At 65.5% G+C, this 18,764-nt stretch carries 15 protein-coding genes; 3 read left to right on the top strand and 12 right to left on the bottom strand.

Annotation, left to right across the window (positions count from 1 at the left end; all coding sequences use genetic code 11):
* Positions 1–75 precede the first annotated feature (75 nt).
* The 11 genes from ACT17R_RS16855 to ACT17R_RS16805 form a co-directional block, all read right to left on the bottom strand.
* Positions 76–870: a sulfite exporter TauE/SafE family protein gene (locus ACT17R_RS16855; RefSeq protein WP_254535809.1), complete on the bottom strand. Its 795-nt coding sequence runs from the start codon at positions 868–870 to the stop codon at positions 76–78.
* Positions 867–2,444 (bottom strand): TIGR01244 family sulfur transferase, encoded by a 1,578-nt coding sequence (locus ACT17R_RS16850; protein WP_444809885.1) that lies wholly within the window; start codon positions 2,442–2,444, stop codon positions 867–869. Before ACT17R_RS16850 ends, ACT17R_RS16855 begins: the two co-directional genes overlap by 4 nt.
* Before the next feature lie 40 nt (positions 2,445–2,484).
* A complete protein-coding gene (locus ACT17R_RS16845) occupies positions 2,485–3,414 on the bottom strand; it encodes an MBL fold metallo-hydrolase (RefSeq protein ID WP_444809884.1) in 930 nt (309 codons plus the stop codon).
* Positions 3,414–4,301, bottom strand: coding sequence for a creatininase family protein (locus ACT17R_RS16840; RefSeq protein ID WP_444809883.1), 888 nt, complete (start codon positions 4,299–4,301; stop codon positions 3,414–3,416). The genes ACT17R_RS16845 and ACT17R_RS16840 overlap by 1 nt, the downstream gene beginning before the upstream one ends.
* Positions 4,288–7,071 (bottom strand): M14 family metallopeptidase, encoded by a 2,784-nt coding sequence (locus ACT17R_RS16835; protein ID WP_444809882.1) that lies wholly within the window; start codon positions 7,069–7,071, stop codon positions 4,288–4,290. Before ACT17R_RS16835 ends, ACT17R_RS16840 begins: the two co-directional genes overlap by 14 nt.
* Positions 7,072–7,102: 31 nt before the next feature.
* Complete coding sequence (locus tag ACT17R_RS16830; RefSeq protein WP_444809881.1) at positions 7,103–8,410, bottom strand: MFS transporter; 1,308 nt, start codon at positions 8,408–8,410, stop codon at positions 7,103–7,105.
* 40 nt (positions 8,411–8,450) lie between these two features.
* Positions 8,451–9,860 (bottom strand): amidohydrolase family protein, encoded by a 1,410-nt coding sequence (locus ACT17R_RS16825; RefSeq protein ID WP_444809880.1) that lies wholly within the window; start codon positions 9,858–9,860, stop codon positions 8,451–8,453.
* Between the two features lie 158 nt (positions 9,861–10,018).
* A complete protein-coding gene (locus tag ACT17R_RS16820) occupies positions 10,019–10,942 on the bottom strand; it encodes a polysaccharide deacetylase family protein (protein WP_444809879.1) in 924 nt (307 codons plus the stop codon).
* 13 nt (positions 10,943–10,955) lie between these two features.
* A complete protein-coding gene (locus ACT17R_RS16815; RefSeq protein WP_444809878.1) occupies positions 10,956–11,717 on the bottom strand; it encodes an SDR family NAD(P)-dependent oxidoreductase in 762 nt (253 codons plus the stop codon).
* Positions 11,698–12,729, bottom strand: coding sequence for a ketopantoate reductase family protein (locus tag ACT17R_RS16810; RefSeq protein WP_444809877.1), 1,032 nt, complete (start codon positions 12,727–12,729; stop codon positions 11,698–11,700). The genes ACT17R_RS16815 and ACT17R_RS16810 overlap by 20 nt, the downstream gene beginning before the upstream one ends.
* Positions 12,726–13,493: an IclR family transcriptional regulator gene (locus tag ACT17R_RS16805; protein ID WP_444809876.1), complete on the bottom strand. Its 768-nt coding sequence runs from the start codon at positions 13,491–13,493 to the stop codon at positions 12,726–12,728. Before ACT17R_RS16805 ends, ACT17R_RS16810 begins: the two co-directional genes overlap by 4 nt.
* Positions 13,494–13,594: 101 nt before the next feature.
* Between ACT17R_RS16805 and ACT17R_RS16800 the strand changes: the two genes are divergently transcribed.
* The gene (locus ACT17R_RS16800) at positions 13,595–14,713 is read left to right on the top strand and encodes a M20 family metallopeptidase (RefSeq protein ID WP_444809875.1); all 1,119 of its coding nucleotides are present in this window, start codon (positions 13,595–13,597) and stop codon (positions 14,711–14,713) included.
* A 124-nt stretch (positions 14,714–14,837) separates the two neighbouring features.
* Here ACT17R_RS16800 and ACT17R_RS16795 read toward each other — a convergent pair whose 3' ends face one another.
* Complete coding sequence (locus ACT17R_RS16795) at positions 14,838–16,637, bottom strand: amidohydrolase family protein (protein WP_444809874.1); 1,800 nt, start codon at positions 16,635–16,637, stop codon at positions 14,838–14,840.
* 202 nt (positions 16,638–16,839) lie between these two features.
* On the opposite strand from ACT17R_RS16795, the gene ACT17R_RS16790 reads away from it, so the two are divergent.
* Together ACT17R_RS16790 and ACT17R_RS16785 are read left to right on the top strand one after the other, a co-directional pair.
* Entirely contained in the window at positions 16,840–18,126 is a 1,287-nt protein-coding gene (locus ACT17R_RS16790) for a dicarboxylate/amino acid:cation symporter (protein WP_444809873.1), read from the top strand.
* Positions 18,127–18,128: 2 nt separating this feature from the next.
* Positions 18,129–18,593, top strand: a complete 465-nt coding sequence (locus ACT17R_RS16785; protein ID WP_444809872.1) for a RidA family protein — start codon at positions 18,129–18,131, stop codon at positions 18,591–18,593.
* Positions 18,594–18,764 lie beyond the last annotated feature (171 nt).

The following is an 18,764-nucleotide window of genomic DNA, read 5'->3' as shown; positions in this document are numbered from 1 at the left end:
GGAAGACAGCGCGAACATCCGGCGGCGGGATGGCCACGGTCGACTGCATATACATCGGCATACACGCCGGAGTAATCAGGCGGCCGCGTCCAGAAGCGCACTCGCCGACCTAAAGAGCATGAAGGTCGCGACGGCGAAGATCAGGATCGCAAATACCGTCGTCAGCCCGCCGCGCGAAGAAAGGCCGCGCGCCGCACGAGTCCCCAGGGTACCGCCAAATATTCCGCCAGCGACGAAGGCGGCGGCGAGCGCCCAGTCGACCAGTCCCGACGCCGCGTAGCTGAGCGCGGTCGTCAACCCGAAGGCGGTGACGGCAACCAGACTTGTCCCCACCGCATTAAGGATCGGCATCCTGGTCGATGCGATCAGTCCGGGAACGATGAGGAACCCTCCCCCAATTCCGAAAAATCCCGAGAAACCGCCCGTCCCAAAGCCATAGCCGAGCACCTGCGGGGCATTGTGGCGATTGCACGCCTCGCCCTCCACGCCGCGACTGTTCCGCCCGCGCAGCATCAATATGCCTACGACGATCATCAGCAGCGCGAAGAGAAGCAGCAATTTCTGTCCGTCGACTGTCTTGCCCAGCGTCGCTCCGGCGAGGGCGCCGATGACACCGCTGCTCGCGTAGAGGAAGCCGCAGCGCCATTTGACGGTGCCCGCGCGCGCATGCTGCGCAAGCCCCGATGCCGCATTGGCGGCGACGGCGAGCGCGCTCGTCCCGATCGCGACGTGCGGATTGGGCACGCCGACCAGATATATCATCAGCGGCACCGCGAGGATCGAACCTCCCCCGCCGACCAGGCCAAGCGTGAAGCCGACAAGCCCCCCGGAACATGCACCGCTAATATATTGGGCGGTCTCGAGGCTCACCGCTGTGGATCGATCGCTGCGGGCGCGGCCAGCCATTCGCGTCCCTGAAGCATGGCGTGCCAGTAAAGGGGCGGCAAAAGCCTCTCCTTCAGCAGCCAGGAAAGGCGCGAGGGTCGGGTGCCGTCGATCAGCCATTTGGGAAAGGTCGGCATGAGCTTGCCGCCATAGCCGAATTCGGCGAGCACGATCCGCCCGGCCTCGACGGTCAGCGGACAGCTGCCATAGCCGGTATAGGCGGCGACCGGGGCGGCACCATCCAGCGCCGCGAGCGCATTGAGCGCCACCACCGGTGCCTGCTTGCGGGCCGCTGCAGCCGTTTTCGCATTGGTCGTCGCAGCGACATCGCCCAGCGCGAATATATTGGCATAGTCTTCATGGCGAAGCGTCATTTCGTCAACCGCGACAAAACCCGAAGGCGCGGCGAGCGGACTTGAAGCGATGAAATCGGGGGCCACCTGCGGGGGAACGACATGGATCATGTCGAAGCGTTCCTCGACGCGGCAGACGATATCCCCGCGCCGTTGCTCGAAAAGCGCGGTCTTCGTGGTGCCGTCGATCGAGACCAGGCGCGATTCCAGATGCAGATCGATTCCGTAACGCGCGATATAGGACTCGAGGGCGGGCACATAATCGGCGACGCCGAACAGCGTCGGGGTCGCGGTATGAAATTGCACCTCGGCCCCGCCCAGAACCCCCTCACTTTCCCAGCGGTGGCACGCGAGATACATCGCCTTTTGCGGCGCGCCGGCGCATTTGATTGGCATCCCGGGCTGTGTGAAAAGGGCCCGGCCGCCCCTGAAGCGGCGCACCAGCCGGTCCGTGTAGGGCGCCAGATCGTAGCGGTAATTGGAGGTTACGCCGTTGGCGCCCAACGCCGCGGCCAGCCCCGGGATCGCGTCCCAGTCGAGCTTCAGCCCGGGGCTGACCACGAGCACCCCATATGCGAGCACCCGGCCGTCGGCGAGCGTGACCTGGTTCGCGCCGGGTTCGAAAGAGGCGGCCGCTCCCCGGATCCAGACCGCCTGGGCGGGCACCAACTCTTCGACGCTGCGACGCGTGGCCTCGGCGTTGAAAATTCCGCCGCCGACCATTGTGAAGCCGGGCTGATAATAATGTGTTTCGCTGGGCTCGACGATCGCCAGCGAAACGTCGGGACGGCGGCGCAGGATGCTCGCGGCCGCCGCGATGCCGGCGCTGCCGCCGCCGATGACGACAATCTCGTATCGGGTGATCGCCCCTTCGCCGAGCGTGGCCGCCAGCTGCGCGACCTCGGCGGAACGGGCGCCCGAGCGGCAATAGGCCAGTACCGGCGCGGGGAGCGCGGCGAGCGCGCGCGCCATCGCGGCGGCGTCTCCTGCTCCGACCTGACCGGATACGACCGGCACATGCGCAAAATCGAGGCCGTGCGCCTTCGCAGCGGCGGCGATCTCTGCCGCCGCCGGCTGCCCCGTCTCCTCGCCATTGGGGCGATTGCAGATGATCGAACGCAGACCGGAGGCTACAATTTCTGCCATGTCTGCGGGATGGACTTGGGGCGACACGCTAAGCGCAGGGGTCAGGGCCTTGATATTCATTGGATCTCCGTTCGCAAGATTTGCGGGCGGTCGCGGCCGCTCAAAGCCGGTCCACCGGTATCTTGAGATAGGCAACGCCATTGGGTTCGGGTGGGGGCAAGCGACCAGCGCGCATGTTGACCTGCACGGCGGGCAGCAGCAGCGTGGGCATCGAAAGCCCGGAATCGCGCGCTCGGCGACGGGCGACGAAATCTTCCTCCAGAATGCCGTCACGCGCATGGACATTGCCCGCGCGCTGCTCGGCGACCGTCGATTGCCAGCGATGATCCGAGCGATTGGCCGTCAGATAATCGTGACACATGAAAAGCGGGGTTTCGCCAGGGAGATCGAGGATACGGCGGAGCGAACGGAAGAGCTGCGCCGCATCGCCGCCCGGAAAATCGGCGCGCGCCGAACCATAGTCGGGCATGAACATCGTATCGCCGACAAACACGACGTCGCCCACGACATAAGCAACGCACGCGGGCGTGTGCCCGGGAACATGCAGAACGGTCACCGGCAACTCGCCGATGGCGAAACGATCGCCATCGGCAAAGAGTCGCCCGAAGTCGGATCCATCGCGGCGGAATTCGTGACCGCAATTGAAGATGTCGCCGAAAACCGCCTGAACGTCGCGAATATGCTCTCCGATGGCGATGGTACCGCCCAGAATCTTGGCGAGCCACGGCGCGGCCGAGAGATGGTCGGCATGGGCATGGGTTTCAAGGAGCCAGTCCACCGAAATGCCGGTATCGCGAACATACGCAACAATTGCCTTCGCCGAGGCGGTCGACGTTCGGCCAGAAGCCGGATCGAAGTCGAGGATGCTGTCGATCACCGCCCCGCGCATCGTCGCGCGGTCGTGAACGACATAGGATATGGTCGAGCTCGCCTGGTCGAAGAAAGCCCGCACGGTTGCCGTGCCCCGCGGCATCGCCGCAAGCTGCGCGCGCGCCGCCGCCAGCGCGCCATCGTCCGGCGCGTCGCTCATCAGGACTGCGGCCCGAGGTGCGGTCGGCTGGGATCGCAGCGCCTGAAATGTGCGATAAAGTCGGCGACTGCCGCGACGATCCATTCGGAGAAGCGCGCGCCGGCCTCGGCCGACGCACGCGCCGGATCGCCCGATCCCACGCCGTTTGGCGCGACCTCGGTCACGTCGAGTGGAAGCGCGACCTCGAAGTCCCCGAAGGCAACCCCGGCGAACTGGCTGGTGGTCGGCAGACCAAATGCCTTTGCACGCATTGCGGGGCCCGCCGCCTCCATGCGCATCAGCTCGGGCGTAAGATGGAGGCCTACCGATGTAACCGGATCGGCGCCGTGGCCGCGGGCGCTCGCACTGCCGCTACCATGGACATCCTCCCACAGGCTGTCGGGAATCATGCGCCACAGGTTGAGCGAGGCGATCATGATTCCTCGCTCGCGCCTGAGCTTTTGCGCGACCTGCGCGATCAGCGGTGCATTGGTCGAATGACCGTTGCAGATGATGATGTGACTGAGGCCATGATCGAGAAAGGCGACGACCATGTCCTCGAGCAGCATCGTAAAGGTCGCGGCGCGGAGCTGAACGCCGCCCGCCGCGCCGCGAAAAAAGTCGGCATGGCCAAAGGGCAGAACTGGAGCGCAAATCGCGCCTGCGCGCTCGGCGGCCGAAAGGGCAAGCTTCTCGGCCAGCACATAGTCGCCCATCGGAGCATGCGGACCCTGCTGTTCCTGGCTGCCGAGCGGGAGCAGGATCGGCGGATTATCGGCAAGTCGCGCCCGAAATTCGGGCCAGCTCAGATCCTGCAGCGCATATGGCCGCTTGCCCCGCGCCTCTGCGGGGGCGGTCCTGCCGGCGCCGTCCGGTCGGGTTTCGGTTGGCGACTCACCGTCCGCCATCGCGCCCACTCAGATAGATGGCATTGAACAGGAGCTTGAATGCACCGAGGGTTTGCGCGCGGAGTGCGACCTCGGGACCGATCAGCACAACGCGCCCCTTGCCGCGGTCGACCTCGACGATCGCCGCTGCGCCGTCGAGCCGCTCGAGCCCATGCGCCCAGCCGCTCTTCAATCGGGGCGCGGCACCAAAGCGAACGGGAGCCTCGACGGCCGTGGCACCTGGCTTGATCTTCCAAACCGGGCTGTCGTCGAAGAAGAGATCGACGGTCTCGGGCATGCCGTACGCAAAAGGCGACGTGCGATCGACCGAGGCCTCGACGAGGGCTCCCGGCACGTAGAACTTAGTACGCGGCGGCCGCGCCGTCTTGCCGTCGACGGTTTCCGCGACGGCATCTTCGACCGGAAGGTCCATCGCCTGTACCACCGCCTGCGCCGAACCGCCCATGGCGATCAGCGAGCCGCCTGCCTCGACAAAGGCCTTGAGTGCAGGAACGGTCTTCGTGCTCGTCACCGACCCGAGCCAGCTGCGATATTCGGCGGGTATGTCCTCGGGCTTGGGCTGCTTGCTGTCACTCCGCCCGCGAAACATGCCGTCATCGCTCGCGCGAGCGCTCCGAGGCTGGAAAGCGGCGTGCGGGAGAATGATCACGTCGAAATCCTTGCGCAGCTTCCCGGCGTCGAGTTGCTGCGGATTGACGATGGTGAAGGAAAACTCATGCTGGTCGAAAATCCAGCGCATCCAGCCGGTTGGCATCAGCCCGCCATATACGTCGACAAGCGCGATGCGCGGCGACTTCATTGCCATCCGCGGTCCAGCGGGCGCCGCCGCGGCGCGCTCGACATCGATTCCGAGTTCAGCCGCCGCGGCTTCGACGATGCGCGTCGCCGCCGGACTGGCGGGAACCCAGAGCGCGCCGGGTTCGGCAGCCTTCCCGGCGACCGCAACGGGATCGGGAATCCAGGAGACGGGAAGTCCGGCCTTCAGCAGGCGGTTCGAGAGAATGAAGCTGTTGTTAGCGCCGTGCCCGACAAGATATCCGGCCTTGCCCTCGCCCGCGATCCGCCCCGCGCTTGCGGGCAGCAGCGAGGACAAGCGCTTGGAGGGCACCTCGATAGGATCGAGAACGCGCTCGAAGCCGACACCCATCTGGAAGGCCAGCGTATAGCCGGTCGCATCGGCGGGCGGAATCGGCGGCCCGCCGGGATATTCGAAATTCTCGGGATAGTCCTGCGGCTCGAACATATCGAGGATGTGCGGGCGATAGGCCTGCGCGGTTCTGACAAAATAGGTGCCTGCGGGCCAGGATTTTCCATTGGCGGTAAAGGGGGCGCTCGCGCGGTCGACATCGACCCCGAGCTTGATGAGCGCGTTGAGGAAGCGGATCGCAGTCGGATAATCGCGCTGCCCCGGGTCGATGACATAGGCACGCGCATCGCGGTTCGCGGGATTTTTCATGATGGCATTGAAAAAGCGCGGGTCGATCGAACTGCTGCCGCGCGTTCGCGTCGCGACGGGCTTGGCGCCGGTCGCGGCGGCGGCCGCGTGCATCTCGGCGATGCGCGTCGGCGTCATCGTCCAGCTGTCTTCGCTACCGCGCGCGATGCTGTTCGCACCCATGCGGTAAATGTTGAAAAGCAATTTCTCGCGGTTCGCCGCTGCGTAGCTCAGCACTGCGCGATTGATCGACATGCTATATTCGAGCGATTGACCAATATGCCATTTTTGCGGCGCGATCGGCGCGGGCTGATTGTTGCCGGGCAATTGACGTTCGGGGACGAGTTCGATGTCGATCGGAACCGGCTTGCCGATCGTCTCGGTCAGAAGGCCGATGGCGTTGTGAAAATAGGAAATCGAGCGAAGGTTACCGTTGTACCAGGTGTCGTAATGCGCGCCCTCGCGCGACGTTCCGCCGCGCTTGCCTTCGACGAGAAGCCGCGATTGCATCGCCGCACCCACCTCCTCGAGGCTGGTCATGACGAGCGGATCGAAGTTGAAGTTGAACGGATTGCGGAACGGCGGAATGAAGACGACGGTTCCCGCCGGGCCTGTCTGATGCTGGTTGAGGACGATCTGCGGACGCCAGTCGCGAAACAGGACGCGGGTGATATTCTGCGTCTCGGGCATTTCGGCCATGTAGAAGTCGCGATTATTATCATGGCCGACATAGGCGTGATAAAGCTTGGGAAGACTCTCGAAATCCGCCTCGCGCTTCGCGGGATCCTTGAACCGCATATACCAGTTGGCCACCAGTTCCTGGCCATCGGGATTGTCTGCTGCGAAGAGAATTATGATATTATCGCGGATGCGCTTCGCCTCGACGTCGTCGCTGCTCACCAAGTCATAAACCTGCTGGATGATGGCCGAATGCGTCAGCGTTTCGCTCGCATGGATACCGCCATCGACCCAAATGACCGCCTTGCCTTCGGCGGCCAGCGCGCGCGCCTGTTCGTCGGTCAGGCCCTCGGCGCGGCCAAGACGCTCCGAAATCTCCTTATATTTGTCCAGCATGGCGAGATTTTCGGGCGAGGAAACGATCGCCATGAGCTGGCGGCGCTTTTCGACGGTTGGACCGATGTCGACGAGCTTGATGCGATCGCTGAGTGCAGCAAGCCGCTTCCAGTAAGTGACCGTCTCGGAGTAACTCGCAACATAGCGATCCTCGCCCATATCGTGACCGAGCACCTCCAGGGGCGTTGGAACCGGGCCCGCGAGCGCGGCGCTCGTCGTCATCAGCCACGCGAAGGTGGCAGCGGCGGCCAGTCGTTTCATAGGTCAGACCCCTTTTGGTTGGTCGGTGAGGCTAGCGATCGAGCGCGGTGGCCGGATCGGGCGCTTTGAGGCGAAGCAGAAAGACGAGTGTCAGTGCAGCCGCCGCCATGACGTAGAATGCGGGGGCCGCGAGCGCGCCCGTCTGCTGGATCAGGAGCGTCGCGATAAAGGGCGCGAAACCGCCAAACAGCATCACCGCGCCATTATAGCCGACCGACAGCGCCGAATATCGTACGCGCGTCGGCAGCAGCTCGCAGAGGAAGGTGGGAGCGCAGCCGCTATAGAGGCCGCTCAGAATGCCGGCCGTGATCGCCGTCAGATAAATGGTCCAGGGCGCCTGCTCGCTCGCCATCATGTGGAAGAGCGGGAAAACCAGCAGCAGGAAGCCTGCGGCGCTGGCAACCAGAAAAGGCTTGCGGCCGAAGCGATCCGAGAAATGGCCGGCGAGTGGGATCACCGTGAGATTGACGAGCGTTCCCACGGTTATGGCAAGCAGCACCGTGCCGCGCTCGATGTGAAGAAGCTCTGTCGCATAGCTGATCAGGAAGGCGCCAAACGTGTAGCCCGCCACGCACCAGATGACCGCAACGCCGAAGACGTTGGCGACAGCGCCGCGGTGGTGCCGCACCACTTCGCGGATTGGACTTGCCGACCGGTCACCGCTCACGGCGCGATAGCGCGGCGTCTCGCGAACGCTCCGGCGCAAATAGAAACCCACCGGTGCGACGAGAAAGCCGAGCAAGAAGGGGATGCGCCACCCCCAGTCGATCATCTGTTGCGCGGTGAGGAGCGCGTTGAGGAGCAGCGAGGTGCCGAGGGCCGAGAGGATCGCGACGCTCGTGCTCAGTTGCTGGAGCGCTCCGTAGAAACCGCGCCGCTGCGGCGGTGCATATTCGACAAGGAAGGTTGTCGCTCCGCCCCACTCGCCCCCGGCAGCAAAGCCCTGCAGCAGCCGGCACAGCACGAGGAGGATCGGCGCGGCGATCCCGATCGTCGCATAGGAGGGAATGAGACCGGTCGCGCCGGTCGCGCCGGCCATCAGCAGCATGGTGAAGACGAGTGCGGTCTTGCGGCCATGGAGATCGCCGAAATGACCGAGCACGACACCGCCGACCGGGCGCATGACGAAGCCGACGCCATAGGTCGCGAAGCTCGACAGGATGATCGTCACCGAGTCCGCCGCGGGGAACATCGCATGGCCGATCTGCGCCGCGAAATAGCCGTAAATGATGAAATCGAATAGCTCGAACCAGTTGCCGATCATCGCCGAACCGAGCGCACGCGCGGTTTCGCGGCGCGTTGGCTCCGCATGGGCGGCTGCGGTTCCGATGGCGACCATCCTTCTCGCCCTCAAGCCGCCGCAAGCGACGCGCGGCGCATCACTTCACATCCGCCGGGGGCGAGGGCTTGACGAGCGGCGTCGAGACATGGCGGGGGGTGACGAGTTCACCGTCTCGGATCAGCCACTGACCGTCCTTGATGACCTCTTCGACCTTTGCGAGATCGTCGAGATTTTCGTCGGGACGGCCGTCGACCACGATGATGTCGGCGAGTTTGCCCGCCTCGATACTGCCAAGCTCGTCGCCCATGTCGAGCAGGCGCGCATTGACGATCGTCGCCGCCTTCAGCGCATCGATGCGCGAATATCCGCCGCGTACGAACCATTTGAGTTCGGCGATGTAACTGTTGGGGACCATCAGGCTCGCATCGCCGATCGTGTCGGTTCCGACGCCCATGACAATACCCGCTGCCTTCATCTTCTTGAATTCGTCGAAATTGCCCTGGCTCGTCATCGTGAAGCGGCGCGAAGTCGAACCGTAGAAGCCGCCCGCCCGGTCGAGCAGATTCTGATAGACCTGAAGCGTGGGTACGGCGGCAATCTTCTTCTTGGCCATCGTCGCGATCGCGGCATCCGAGCGCGGCAGCGGATGTTCTATCATGTCTATGCCCGCGTCGACCGCCATCTCGGTGTAGATCGTCTCGCAATCACAGGTGACCTTGAGACCAAGCAGATGCGCTTCTTCGATTGCAGCGCGCACTTCGTCGGGCGCGAAATGGCTCGCAATCTTGATGACGCTCGCGCCGCCCTTGAACGCCTTGCGGACCATGCCGCGCCAGGCATCGGGCCCATCGACTTCCTTGGCATATTCGGGGCCGTGACTCGGGATCGACGGCCTTTCGGTTGCGTGCCCTCCCGTTCCCGTGATGATCCATCCTGCGGCGAATACGCGCGGTGCCGGGATCATCCCGGCGGCGCTCCACTGGCTGAGCAGGAAGGGAGCATTGCTGACCCCGTTGAGGTCGCGCACAGAAGTGAAACCCGATTCGAGGAAATAGCGCAGGTTGCGCTGACCGCGCAGCGTCCCCGCCCCTTCGCTACCCTGCTCGTCGAACGGCGAGCTGCGGTCGGGATAGGTGACGTGCGTATGCATATCGATGAGCCCCGGCATCACCGTCTTGCCGGCGGCGTCGATGATATGGGCATCGGGCGCCCAGCCGGTTGCATCGGGCGGCAGGACAGCTTTGATGCGATTGCCCTGCACGACGACCGTCGCGAGGCGCGTGTCGCCGCTGACCGCGTCGAAGAGGCGGCCGCCACGAATGACGAGTTCGGGACCGTCTTCGGCGACCGGCCGCATCGGAATGCGGACGGGATCCTCGCTCGTCCGCGCGCCGGGCGCGAGGAACGGTCGGCGATCGTTGAGCTTCGGCGGCGAACCGCTGGCGGGCGATTGCGCAAAGGACGGGCTCGAAAGCCCAATCAGAGCCGCTACGGCCGTGGCGCTCAAGCAGATCCTCGCAAGGGACATGGGGAAGGATGGTTTCGCGTTCATGCCGGACAGCGGCTCCTTTGAAGTGAGGACGGGCGCTCGTTTCGGCCTCAAAGACCCGCCCTCCCTGGTTAAGACGCAGCCTTGCGGGGTCACCCCACCAGGCAATTTCGGCTTCATGCTTTTTCTTCGCCTTCTTCGACGTGCCTGGCGCTGGCGCGGGCATGGGCGACGACATCGCGGTGAGTCGCGAACCACGCACCGCGCGCCGCGGCATGCGCGAGGATTTCGTCGAGGATCCAGATGCGCGAGCGCGCCGCGATGATGTGCGGGTGCAGCGTGAGCTGGAAAAGGCCGCCGGCCTCGCAGGCGGCATCGAGCTCGCGGCGAAAGATGTCGAAGACGTCGCGGGGCGCGAGATGCGGCCGCGCCGATCCGAACCGGTCCATCAGAAAATAGGGCGCATCGTCGCGGATCCATTCGACCGGCAATTCGGCAACGCCGCTCGGCTCGCCGTCGAGCAGGAGCTCATAGCAATCTTCGTCAGCCATGAGCGAGCTGTCATAGGCGAGCCCCATGTCGCGAATGGTCGCGAGCGTGCCCGGTCCAAAATCCCAAGACGGCGTCCGGATACCGGCCGCGCGCACGCCGCAGACCGCCTCGATGGCGTCGGCCGACCGCAGCATGAGTTCGCGTTCGGCCGCCGCGGGGAGCGCCGAGTTGCGCTCGTGGATCCAGCCGTGGAGACCGATCTCATGCCCCTCGGCGACGACGCGGCGCTGCTCCTCGGGATGCAGAAGTGCGGCCACCGCCGGCACGAAAAAGCTGGCAGTTACCGAGCGGCGCGCGAGCAGATCGAGGATCCGCGGAACGCCGACGCGGGCCCCATATTCACCCCAGCTCAGCCGCGAGATCGAGTGGCCACCATCGCGCAGTTCGTTGGTCTCGTGATCGCTGTCGAACGAGATGGCGACAGCAAAGCCCTTACCGTCCGGCCATTCCGCGGGCGCAAGCCGTCGCCCCGCCCGGACGCGGCCGACACGGCGGCGCCATTCGGCTTCCTCCCACTGCCAGGGTTCGCGCGTCGCGCTACCGGTCATACTGCGATTTCCTTCATCTGATGCCGCCATCGACGCTCAAGATCTGACCGGTGACGAACCCCGCCCACTCCGACGCCAGGAACAGCGTCGCGCGCGCAATGTCTTCGGCGCTGCCGAGGCGGCGCATCGCCACCCCGGCCAGAATCGCGTCCTGATGCTCGGGGCCATAAGCGTCCCACTGCCGCTGCGTGGCATCGCCGGTGAGCACAAGCCCCGGGGCGATGGCATTGACGCGAATCCCCTGCGGTCCGAGCTCGTGCGCGAGCTGACGGGTCAAACCGAGCAGGCCGTGCTTGGCGGCACAATAAGCCTGGATGCCGGTGAGCGAGGCGCGAAGCGCGGCGCCCGAACAGATATTCACGATCGCACCAGAGCCCGCAGCCGCCATGTGCCGCGTCGCGGCGCGTGAGAGTGCCATCGCCGCATGCAGATTGATGTCGATGAGGATATCCCAGTCGGCGTCGCCCAGACTTGCGAAAGGTTGGTGCTGCTGACCGGCGACGCCGCCTGCATTGTTGACGAGAATATCGAGGCCGCCGGCCTTCGCGGCAATCGCGTCGATCCAGTCGCGCGCTGCATCGCGGTCGCGAAGATCGACCCGCGCGCAGGCGATGCCGGCGGCTGCCGCCGCCGCCAGGCCCGATGCCTCGACATCGCAACCGAAGACACGCACCCCCTGCTCGCCGAAAGCACGGGCGATCGCGAGGCCGAAGGCCGAGCCGACGCCGCTAATGGCAATCGATCGTCCGGCGAGATCAGGCAGCAGAAAAGGCAAGGGCCAGCTCCGATAGATGCGCGTCATCCTGCACGGCCGCGCCGGCCTCGATCCTGTGGATCAGCGCGATCAGCCCGGTCAGCGCGGGAACGGCGATGCCATGCGCGACGGCGATATCGACGACCATGCCGAGTTGCGCATCGACCTCGGTCTTGCGGCGATGCACGGCAAGGTCGCGCCACACGCCCGAATGCGGCTTGGCGCCGCCACGATAGAAATCGGCAATCGCGCGTATGCTTGCTGCGCTTTCAAGCGCGCGTGCATGCGGACCGAAGGCGTTCGGCGCGAAGCCGTTGAAACCCGCCGGCTCCACCCCTTCGGCGCGCGCCGCAGCAACCACTTCTCCCACGAGTGCGCGAAAGAGCGGCAGCAACTCGGGTCGATCGAGCGTCGGCGCTATGCCCGACGTCGCGGTGGCCTCGGCGAACAGGAGCGCGGCATAGGCAAGCTTGCCCCAGATGAACGCCCAGATGTCGGGTGTCGCCACCGCTTCGGATTCGAAGTCGCCGAGCAGTCGCCAAAATTCGCCAAGCCGCGCGGTCGTTCCGCCATCCCATTCCCCCAGCGCAACCGCACCGCGATTGCCGAGGAGGATCCGGCCATCGCCGATGCGGTCCGCCCCGAAGTTGACGAAGCCGACAACAACATGTTCGCGCCCCAGTATCGATGCCGCAAGGCGTGCCGCGAGGCCGTTTTGCAGGGTGAGGATGCTACCGCCATCGGCGAGATGCGGCGCGATCATCGCAGCGGCGGCAGCGGTGTGGTGCGCCTTGACGCAGAGCATGACCTTGTCCCACCGCCCATCGAGCTCGTCGGGATGCCAGGCCCGCACCGGACCGGCACGCGACCGCACCGGGCCTTCGACGACGAGACCGCGGGCCGGGTCGCGAAGCGCGGCGACGTGCGCATTGTCCATATCGACGAAGTCGACGCTATGTCCGGCATCGACGAGCGCGGCACCGACGGCCCCGCCGACAGCACCCGTCCCCCAGATGAGAACGGGCCCGCTCATGCCGCGCCGCGGTTGTCGAGGCGCGCCGCGATCGTACGCGCCGCGGCGCGGAGCGCAGTCGCGATTTCTGCCTCCTTGCCGGCGTAACGCGGCGAGATGCAGCCCGCATTGACCGCGCCGACGACACGGCCGTCGGCGAGCCGGATCGGCACCGCCGCGCCGGTACCGCCGAGCGCATATTCCTCGGCGACCACCGAAATCCCGTCGCGCGCCGCGTCTTCGATGCGCGCTTCGATGGCGGCGCGGTCGGTCAGGCTGTGCGGCGTAACCGGCTGCGGTTCGATCCGATCGAGAATATGGCGCCGCGCTTCGGACGGCATCTGGGCCAGCAACACCCGGCCGATCGCCGTACAATAGGCAGGCAGATCTTGCCCCAGATCAATATCGTAACGGATATTCTCGTGCGTCACGGCCTTGGCGAGCAATCGCACCATGCCCTTGTCGGTGAGGGTGCCGAGTATCGCCGTCTCGCCGAGCGCATCGGCGAGCTCGCGAAGCACCGGACCCGAAACCGCAGCCAGCCGGGCTGCCTGCCCGCCCCAACCGAAACCGTCCTGGCGAAAGCTCTCGTTGAGACGATAGCGATCGTCGCCGCCGCGCACCGCATAACCGCGACCGGCCAGCGTGCGCAGCAGCATGAGCGTGCTGCTCTTGGGCGCCTTGAGCCGCTCGCTCGCCTCGGCGAGCGTCAGTCCATCGCCCGCTCCGGCGAGCAGTTCGAGCAGGTCCAGGACACGCGCCGCCGAGCGAACATTATCGTTCATATATATGAACCTCATTTGCCATGTTGAATGAAATGGCATCAAGCTCTATGGCGCGTCAAGCCCTTCGGCCGGGCATCGGTGCAGACAGAAGAAGGCCCATCATGACATCAGACGAACAGGCGGTCGCCACGCTCAGCAAATGGCTGGCGCTCGAGAGCCCCACCCACGACGCCGCGGCGGTGAACGCGATGCAGGACATGATCCTCGGCGAGATCGCGGATGAGCCGATCCGCGTTGACCGCATCGCCGGGCGCGACGGCCTTGGCGACTGCGCCATTTTGCACGCGGGGGCGGACAATGGCCGGCCTGCAATTCTCGTCGTGACCCACGTCGACACCGTCCACCCGGTCGGCACGCTTGCAGGCGCCCTCCCCGTGCGCCGCGACGGCGACCGGCTGTACGGCCCCGGCGCCTACGATATGAAGGGCGGAATCTATCTGGCGTTGATGGCTTTCCGCGACGCTGCGCAGCTAGGAGCCGCACTCGGTCGGCCGATCCGCTTGCTGCTCTCGCCTGACGAGGAGATCGGCAGCCCCACGACGCGCACGCTCGTCGAGGATCTCGGTCGCGGCTCCAGCCATGTCCTGGTGATGGAACCCGCTCGGCCTGGGGGTGCGGCGGTCACAGCGCGCAAGGGGGTCGGCTGGTTCGATATCGAGGTCGAGGGACGCCCCGCGCATGCGGGATCGCGCCACCAGGACGGGCGCAGCGCCATCCGCGAGGCCGCGCGTCAAATTCTCAAGCTTGAGGCAATGACCGACTATGACCGCGGGACCACCGCGACGGTCAGCAAGGTCGCCGGCGGCACCGCGATCAACGTCGTGCCGCACCAGTGCCGCTTCGCGGTCGATGTGCGCATCACCAATGCCGCCGAGGGCGAACGGATCGAGCGTGAAATCCTTGGCCTCGCCCCCATCGGCGCCGATGTCGCCCTCAAGGTCGGCGGCGGGATCAACCGTCCCGCTTACGAACGCAGCGACGGGGTGGCGCAATTATTCGCGGCGGCGCGCGCCGAGGCGGCAGCGCTCGGCTTCGACCTCACCGAAGTGCCGATGGTGGGGGGCGGCTCGGACGGCAATTTCACCGCCGCGCTCGGCATCCCCACGCTCGACGGTCTCGGGGTCGATGGCGATGGCGCGCACACGCTGGACGAATATTGCCTCATATCATCGATCGAGCCCCGGCGCCGGCTCGTGGAGCGGCTGCTGCAGACACTCTGAGAGGAAAAGACCCGCACCGGTCTGCGGCGAACCGCCTGCCGGTGCGGGACATCCGCGACGCACAGCTATTTGGCGGCACGCCGCGGGCGGGAGCGGCCTTCGAGTCCGAAACAGTGACAGCGGTTCAGTAAAAGCCCAGATTGTCGATCTCGCCCCACGCGCTGCTACCGGCTTCGCGCTCGACGATGACGCCGACCTGGATGAGATCGTCGCCGCGCCACGACGGCGCGCTGCCGCGGCCGGGCCGGGTCGGTACAAGCGCCGCAAACGGCACGCGCACCTCCGACCAGCCTTCTCTTGCCTCGATCGGGGCGGTAAATTCCCCGGCGAGCGTGTTGACGACCAGGCTATAGGCACCCGCGCCGCGCATCTCGAGCCGAACCCCTGCAAATTTGCGCGCATCGACGGGCCGGACCGAACCGCGGCTGAGCGGAATGAGGACGCCGCCTTCGGGCTTGTCCTTGAGCGACATACGCACGGCGAAGGCGAGCGCCGCGCCGTTGCCGGCGGCATGGGTGACGCGGTTGAGAACGACCGACGATCGCTCGACGCCGCCATCCATGTCGGTAAGCCGCAGCGTGTCGAGCGCGCTGCGCCCGTCGGCGCGCTCGAAGTCGTCGATCAGTGCGGCGGCGGGCAGCGCGGGGAGCGCGGTCGCCGAATTGCCCGCCGGCGGCTTGGCGCCCGCGCCATGGACCAGCGTGCCATCGACGAAGACGCTGTCGATCTTCTCGACGTCCGCAATCGTGTCCCATGGCTTGCCATCGATCAATATGAGATCGGCGCGCTTGCCCTTCTCGATCGTGCCGCGGTCGCCTGAAAGGCCGAGCGCGAGAGCGCTGTTCGACGTGCCCGCGAGCAGGGCAGCCTTCGGCGTCAGCCCCGCGCGCACGAGCAGTTCCATTTCCTGCAGCGTCGAGGTACCGTGTTTCGCGCTGCCGATACCGGCGTCGGTTCCGACCACGATCGGCACGCCCGCGGCGAAGAGATTGCGGACATTTTCCTCGGCGAAGCCATATTTGCGGATGCGCAGGCGCGTCGCTGCGTCATCCTTGCGCCCGGGACCCATTTCGTCGGGCTTGAGCTGGTAGATGGCGAGGGTGGGCGCATAGAAGGTGCCTGCTTTCTTGATGCGCGCGATCGCGTCGGCATCGAGAAGACCATCCTGAATACTGTGCGCGATCACATCCACCCCGGCGTCGGCGGCGATCTTGCCGCGTTCGACGGTGACCGTGTGAGTCAGGACGCGCTGCCCGTGCTTGTGCGCTTCATCGGCGAGCGCCGCGAGCGTCTCGACGTTCATCGAGCTTTCCTCGGGCAGCTGACCGTAGCGCCAGCCGTCGGCGAATGCCTTGATATAATCGGGGCGATAGGACTGCAGCGCCCGCACTTCGCGGCGTGCGCTTTCGGGGGTGGCGACCCATTTGGTGGTGTTGGTGTCGCCCCAGTCGGCGCCATGGCCGCCCGGTGTGCTCATGCGCGCGACAAAATTGACGTGCGGCGCGTAGATGTCAGCCAGCCACGCCCGGCGCGGCGCAAAGGCTTCGGGCTGCTGATGGAAGTCATTCACCGTCGTGACACCGCTCGCGAGATAGGCATTGGCGATTTGCGGCAAGGTGCCCGGCGAACCCGATGGCGACCAATGGGTGTGGACGTCGATGAATCCGGGAAGCAGGGCCTTGCCGTCGGCGCGCACGACCCTGGCGCCCGCCGGAACCCGGACGTCGGCGCCCACCGCATCGATCCGGCCGTCGCGGACGATCACCGTGCCGCGATAGGGATCCTTTCCGGTGGCGTCGAAAATCGTCGCACCGGTGATCGCGACCAGGTCGCCACCCGGGGTTGCGCGCGCCGCCTGACCGGCAAAGCCGACACAGACGGCGATCGCCGTTCCCGCAATCAGCGTCTTCCCAACTGTGGCCACGCGTACCTCCTTGTCGTTGATCATCATCTTGCCCTGCTGTGACGCAGCCGCGGCGGATTACCCCACTATCTTTGCAGGCCATCCGCGCCATGTCGCGACAAAATGCGCTTGTCGACCGCATGACTGCTGGGGCGGGACACGCCGGCTGCGTCTCAGCATCCTGTACGCCCCCGCCCACCGGGACGAAGCCGACGGGACAAATATGAACAGAGCTTTCGCCTTCCTCCTCATTTCCGCAATGATCGCCGGCATTGCGGCCGGCTGGTTCGTCAATGCACATTTCCCGGCCGCGAGGGCGGCCGAGGTCGCCGACAATCTCTCGATCCTCACCGATCTTTTCCTTCGCCTCATCAAGATGATCATCGCACCGCTCGTGTTCGCGACGCTCGTCGCGGGGATCGCGCATATGGAGGATGCGGCCGCGATCGGCCGCGTCGGCGCCAAGACGATGGGCTGGTTTATTGGAGCCTCGGTGGTGTCGCTCTCGATCGGGCTCGCCATGGTGCATCTCCTCCAGCCCGGGGCCGGCCTCGCGCTCGATCTGCCGACGACGAGCGCCGGCGGCGTTGTCGCGACCGCCGATTTCTCGCTCAGGCAGTTCGTGACCCACCTCATCCCGCAGTCGATCGTCCAGGCGATGGCACAGAATGAGATTTTGCAGATCGTCGTCTTCTCGGTGCTCGTCGGTTCGGCGGTCGCCGCGATCGACGACAAGGCGCCCGCGGTGCTCGCGCTGGTCGAGCAGGTCGCCGCGATCATGCTCAAGGTGACCGGCTATGTCATGAAGACCGCGCCGCTGGCGATCTTCGCGGCGCTCGCGTCGACCGTCGCGACGCAGGGTCCCGGCGTGCTCGTGACCTATGCCGGGTTCGTATCGGGCTTCTACCTCTCGCTCGGCGTGCTCTGGCTGGTGCTGTTCGTCGCCGCCCTCGCCATCATCGGCGCGAGAGCCTTCGGACTCTTCCGGGCCATCCGCACCCCCGTCCTTCTCGCCTTTTCCACCGCCAGCTCGGAAGCCGCCTATCCCAGGACAATGGAGGTACTCGAGAAGCAGGGCGTCAATCGCCGGATCGTGTCCTTCGTCCTTCCCCTCGGCTACAGCTTCAATCTCGACGGCTCGATGATGTATTGCACCTTTGCCGTTCTCTTCATCGCTCAGGCCTATGGCATCGAGATGAGCATGGGCCAGCAGATCACGATGCTGCTCCTGCTGATGGTGACCTCAAAGGGGATGGCCGGCGTCCCGCGCGCCTCGCTCGTCGTGATTTCGGCGACGCTCGCCTATTTCAAGCTCCCCGAGGCGGGGCTGCTCCTCATTCTGGCGGTGGATCATCTGCTCGATATGGGCCGCTCGGCAACGAATGTGGTCGGCAATTCGGTTGCCGCGGCGGTCATCGACCGCTGGGAAGGACGCCGCATGGCGCGCGAAGCCGCCGCAGGGCAATCCGGGCCCGCCAATCAGACGCCAACGCTTGCAACCAAGGAGTAATTATGCCGCGTATCGAAAGCCGCCTCGCCAGCCTCGGGATCGAGTTGCCGCAACTCTGCCCGCCGGTAGCCAACTATCTATCGGCGAAGCGTTCGGGGAACGTCGTCCAGATCTCCGGTCAGCTATCCTCGCGTGCGAGCGGCGGCGGGATCAAGGGAAGCGTCGGCGCCGACTGCAGCCTTGCCGACGGAATCACCGCCGCGCGCCTCTGCGCGATCAACCTTATCGCGCAGTTTAAGGCGGCGGCCGATGGCGATCTCGACCGCATCCGCGTTCTGCGCCTCGGGGGCTACGTCCAGGCGGGGCCGGAATTCTTCGAGATCCCGGCGGTAATGAACGGCTGCTCCGACCTGATCGTAGATGTCTTCGGCGACGCCGGCAAGCACGCGCGTTCGGCGATCGGGGTTTACCGCCTGCCGTTCAATTTCGCGGTAGAGGTCGACGCATCCATCGAAATTGTCGCTTGAAGACCAGGCAATAGGCACGATGCTGCCGCTCGCAATTTCCGCATAAACTTTCCTTCAATACGACCCGATTGAAATTTTCTGCCGCGACGCGGTGGGGAATCCGAAACGGGCTGCGTCAAAGCGAATTGAGATGGGGGGCACATTCCATCCCAATTCGCGCAAGGACGGCGC

It is taken from the genome of Sphingopyxis sp. Q841 (assembly GCF_052384365.1).
GTDB classification, from domain to species: Bacteria; Pseudomonadota; Alphaproteobacteria; order Sphingomonadales; family Sphingomonadaceae; genus Sphingopyxis; species Sphingopyxis terrae_A.
This window is presented reverse-complemented; position numbering and strand designations above follow the sequence as displayed.

What these genes read in the sequence shown, in the direction of transcription:
- ACT17R_RS16850 (WP_444809885.1), bottom strand. Translation starts at nt 2,444, where the DNA reads ATGAATATCAAGGCCCTGACCCCTGCGCTTAGCGTGTCGCCCCAAGTC.
- ACT17R_RS16845 (WP_444809884.1), bottom strand. Translation starts at nt 3,414, where the DNA reads ATGAGCGACGCGCCGGACGATGGCGCGCTGGCGGCGGCGCGCGCGCAG.
- ACT17R_RS16840 (WP_444809883.1), bottom strand. Translation starts at nt 4,301, where the DNA reads ATGGCGGACGGTGAGTCGCCAACCGAAACCCGACCGGACGGCGCCGGC.
- ACT17R_RS16835 (WP_444809882.1), bottom strand. Translation starts at nt 7,071, where the DNA reads ATGAAACGACTGGCCGCCGCTGCCACCTTCGCGTGGCTGATGACGACG.
- ACT17R_RS16830 (WP_444809881.1), bottom strand. Translation starts at nt 8,410, where the DNA reads ATGGTCGCCATCGGAACCGCAGCCGCCCATGCGGAGCCAACGCGCCGC.
- ACT17R_RS16820 (WP_444809879.1), bottom strand. Translation starts at nt 10,942, where the DNA reads ATGACCGGTAGCGCGACGCGCGAACCCTGGCAGTGGGAGGAAGCCGAA.
- ACT17R_RS16810 (WP_444809877.1), bottom strand. Translation starts at nt 12,729, where the DNA reads ATGAGCGGGCCCGTTCTCATCTGGGGGACGGGTGCTGTCGGCGGGGCC.
- ACT17R_RS16805 (WP_444809876.1), bottom strand. Translation starts at nt 13,493, where the DNA reads ATGAACGATAATGTTCGCTCGGCGGCGCGTGTCCTGGACCTGCTCGAA.
- ACT17R_RS16800 (WP_444809875.1), top strand. Translation starts at nt 13,595, where the DNA reads ATGACATCAGACGAACAGGCGGTCGCCACGCTCAGCAAATGGCTGGCG.
- ACT17R_RS16790 (WP_444809873.1), top strand. Translation starts at nt 16,840, where the DNA reads ATGAACAGAGCTTTCGCCTTCCTCCTCATTTCCGCAATGATCGCCGGC.
- ACT17R_RS16785 (WP_444809872.1), top strand. Translation starts at nt 18,129, where the DNA reads ATGCCGCGTATCGAAAGCCGCCTCGCCAGCCTCGGGATCGAGTTGCCG.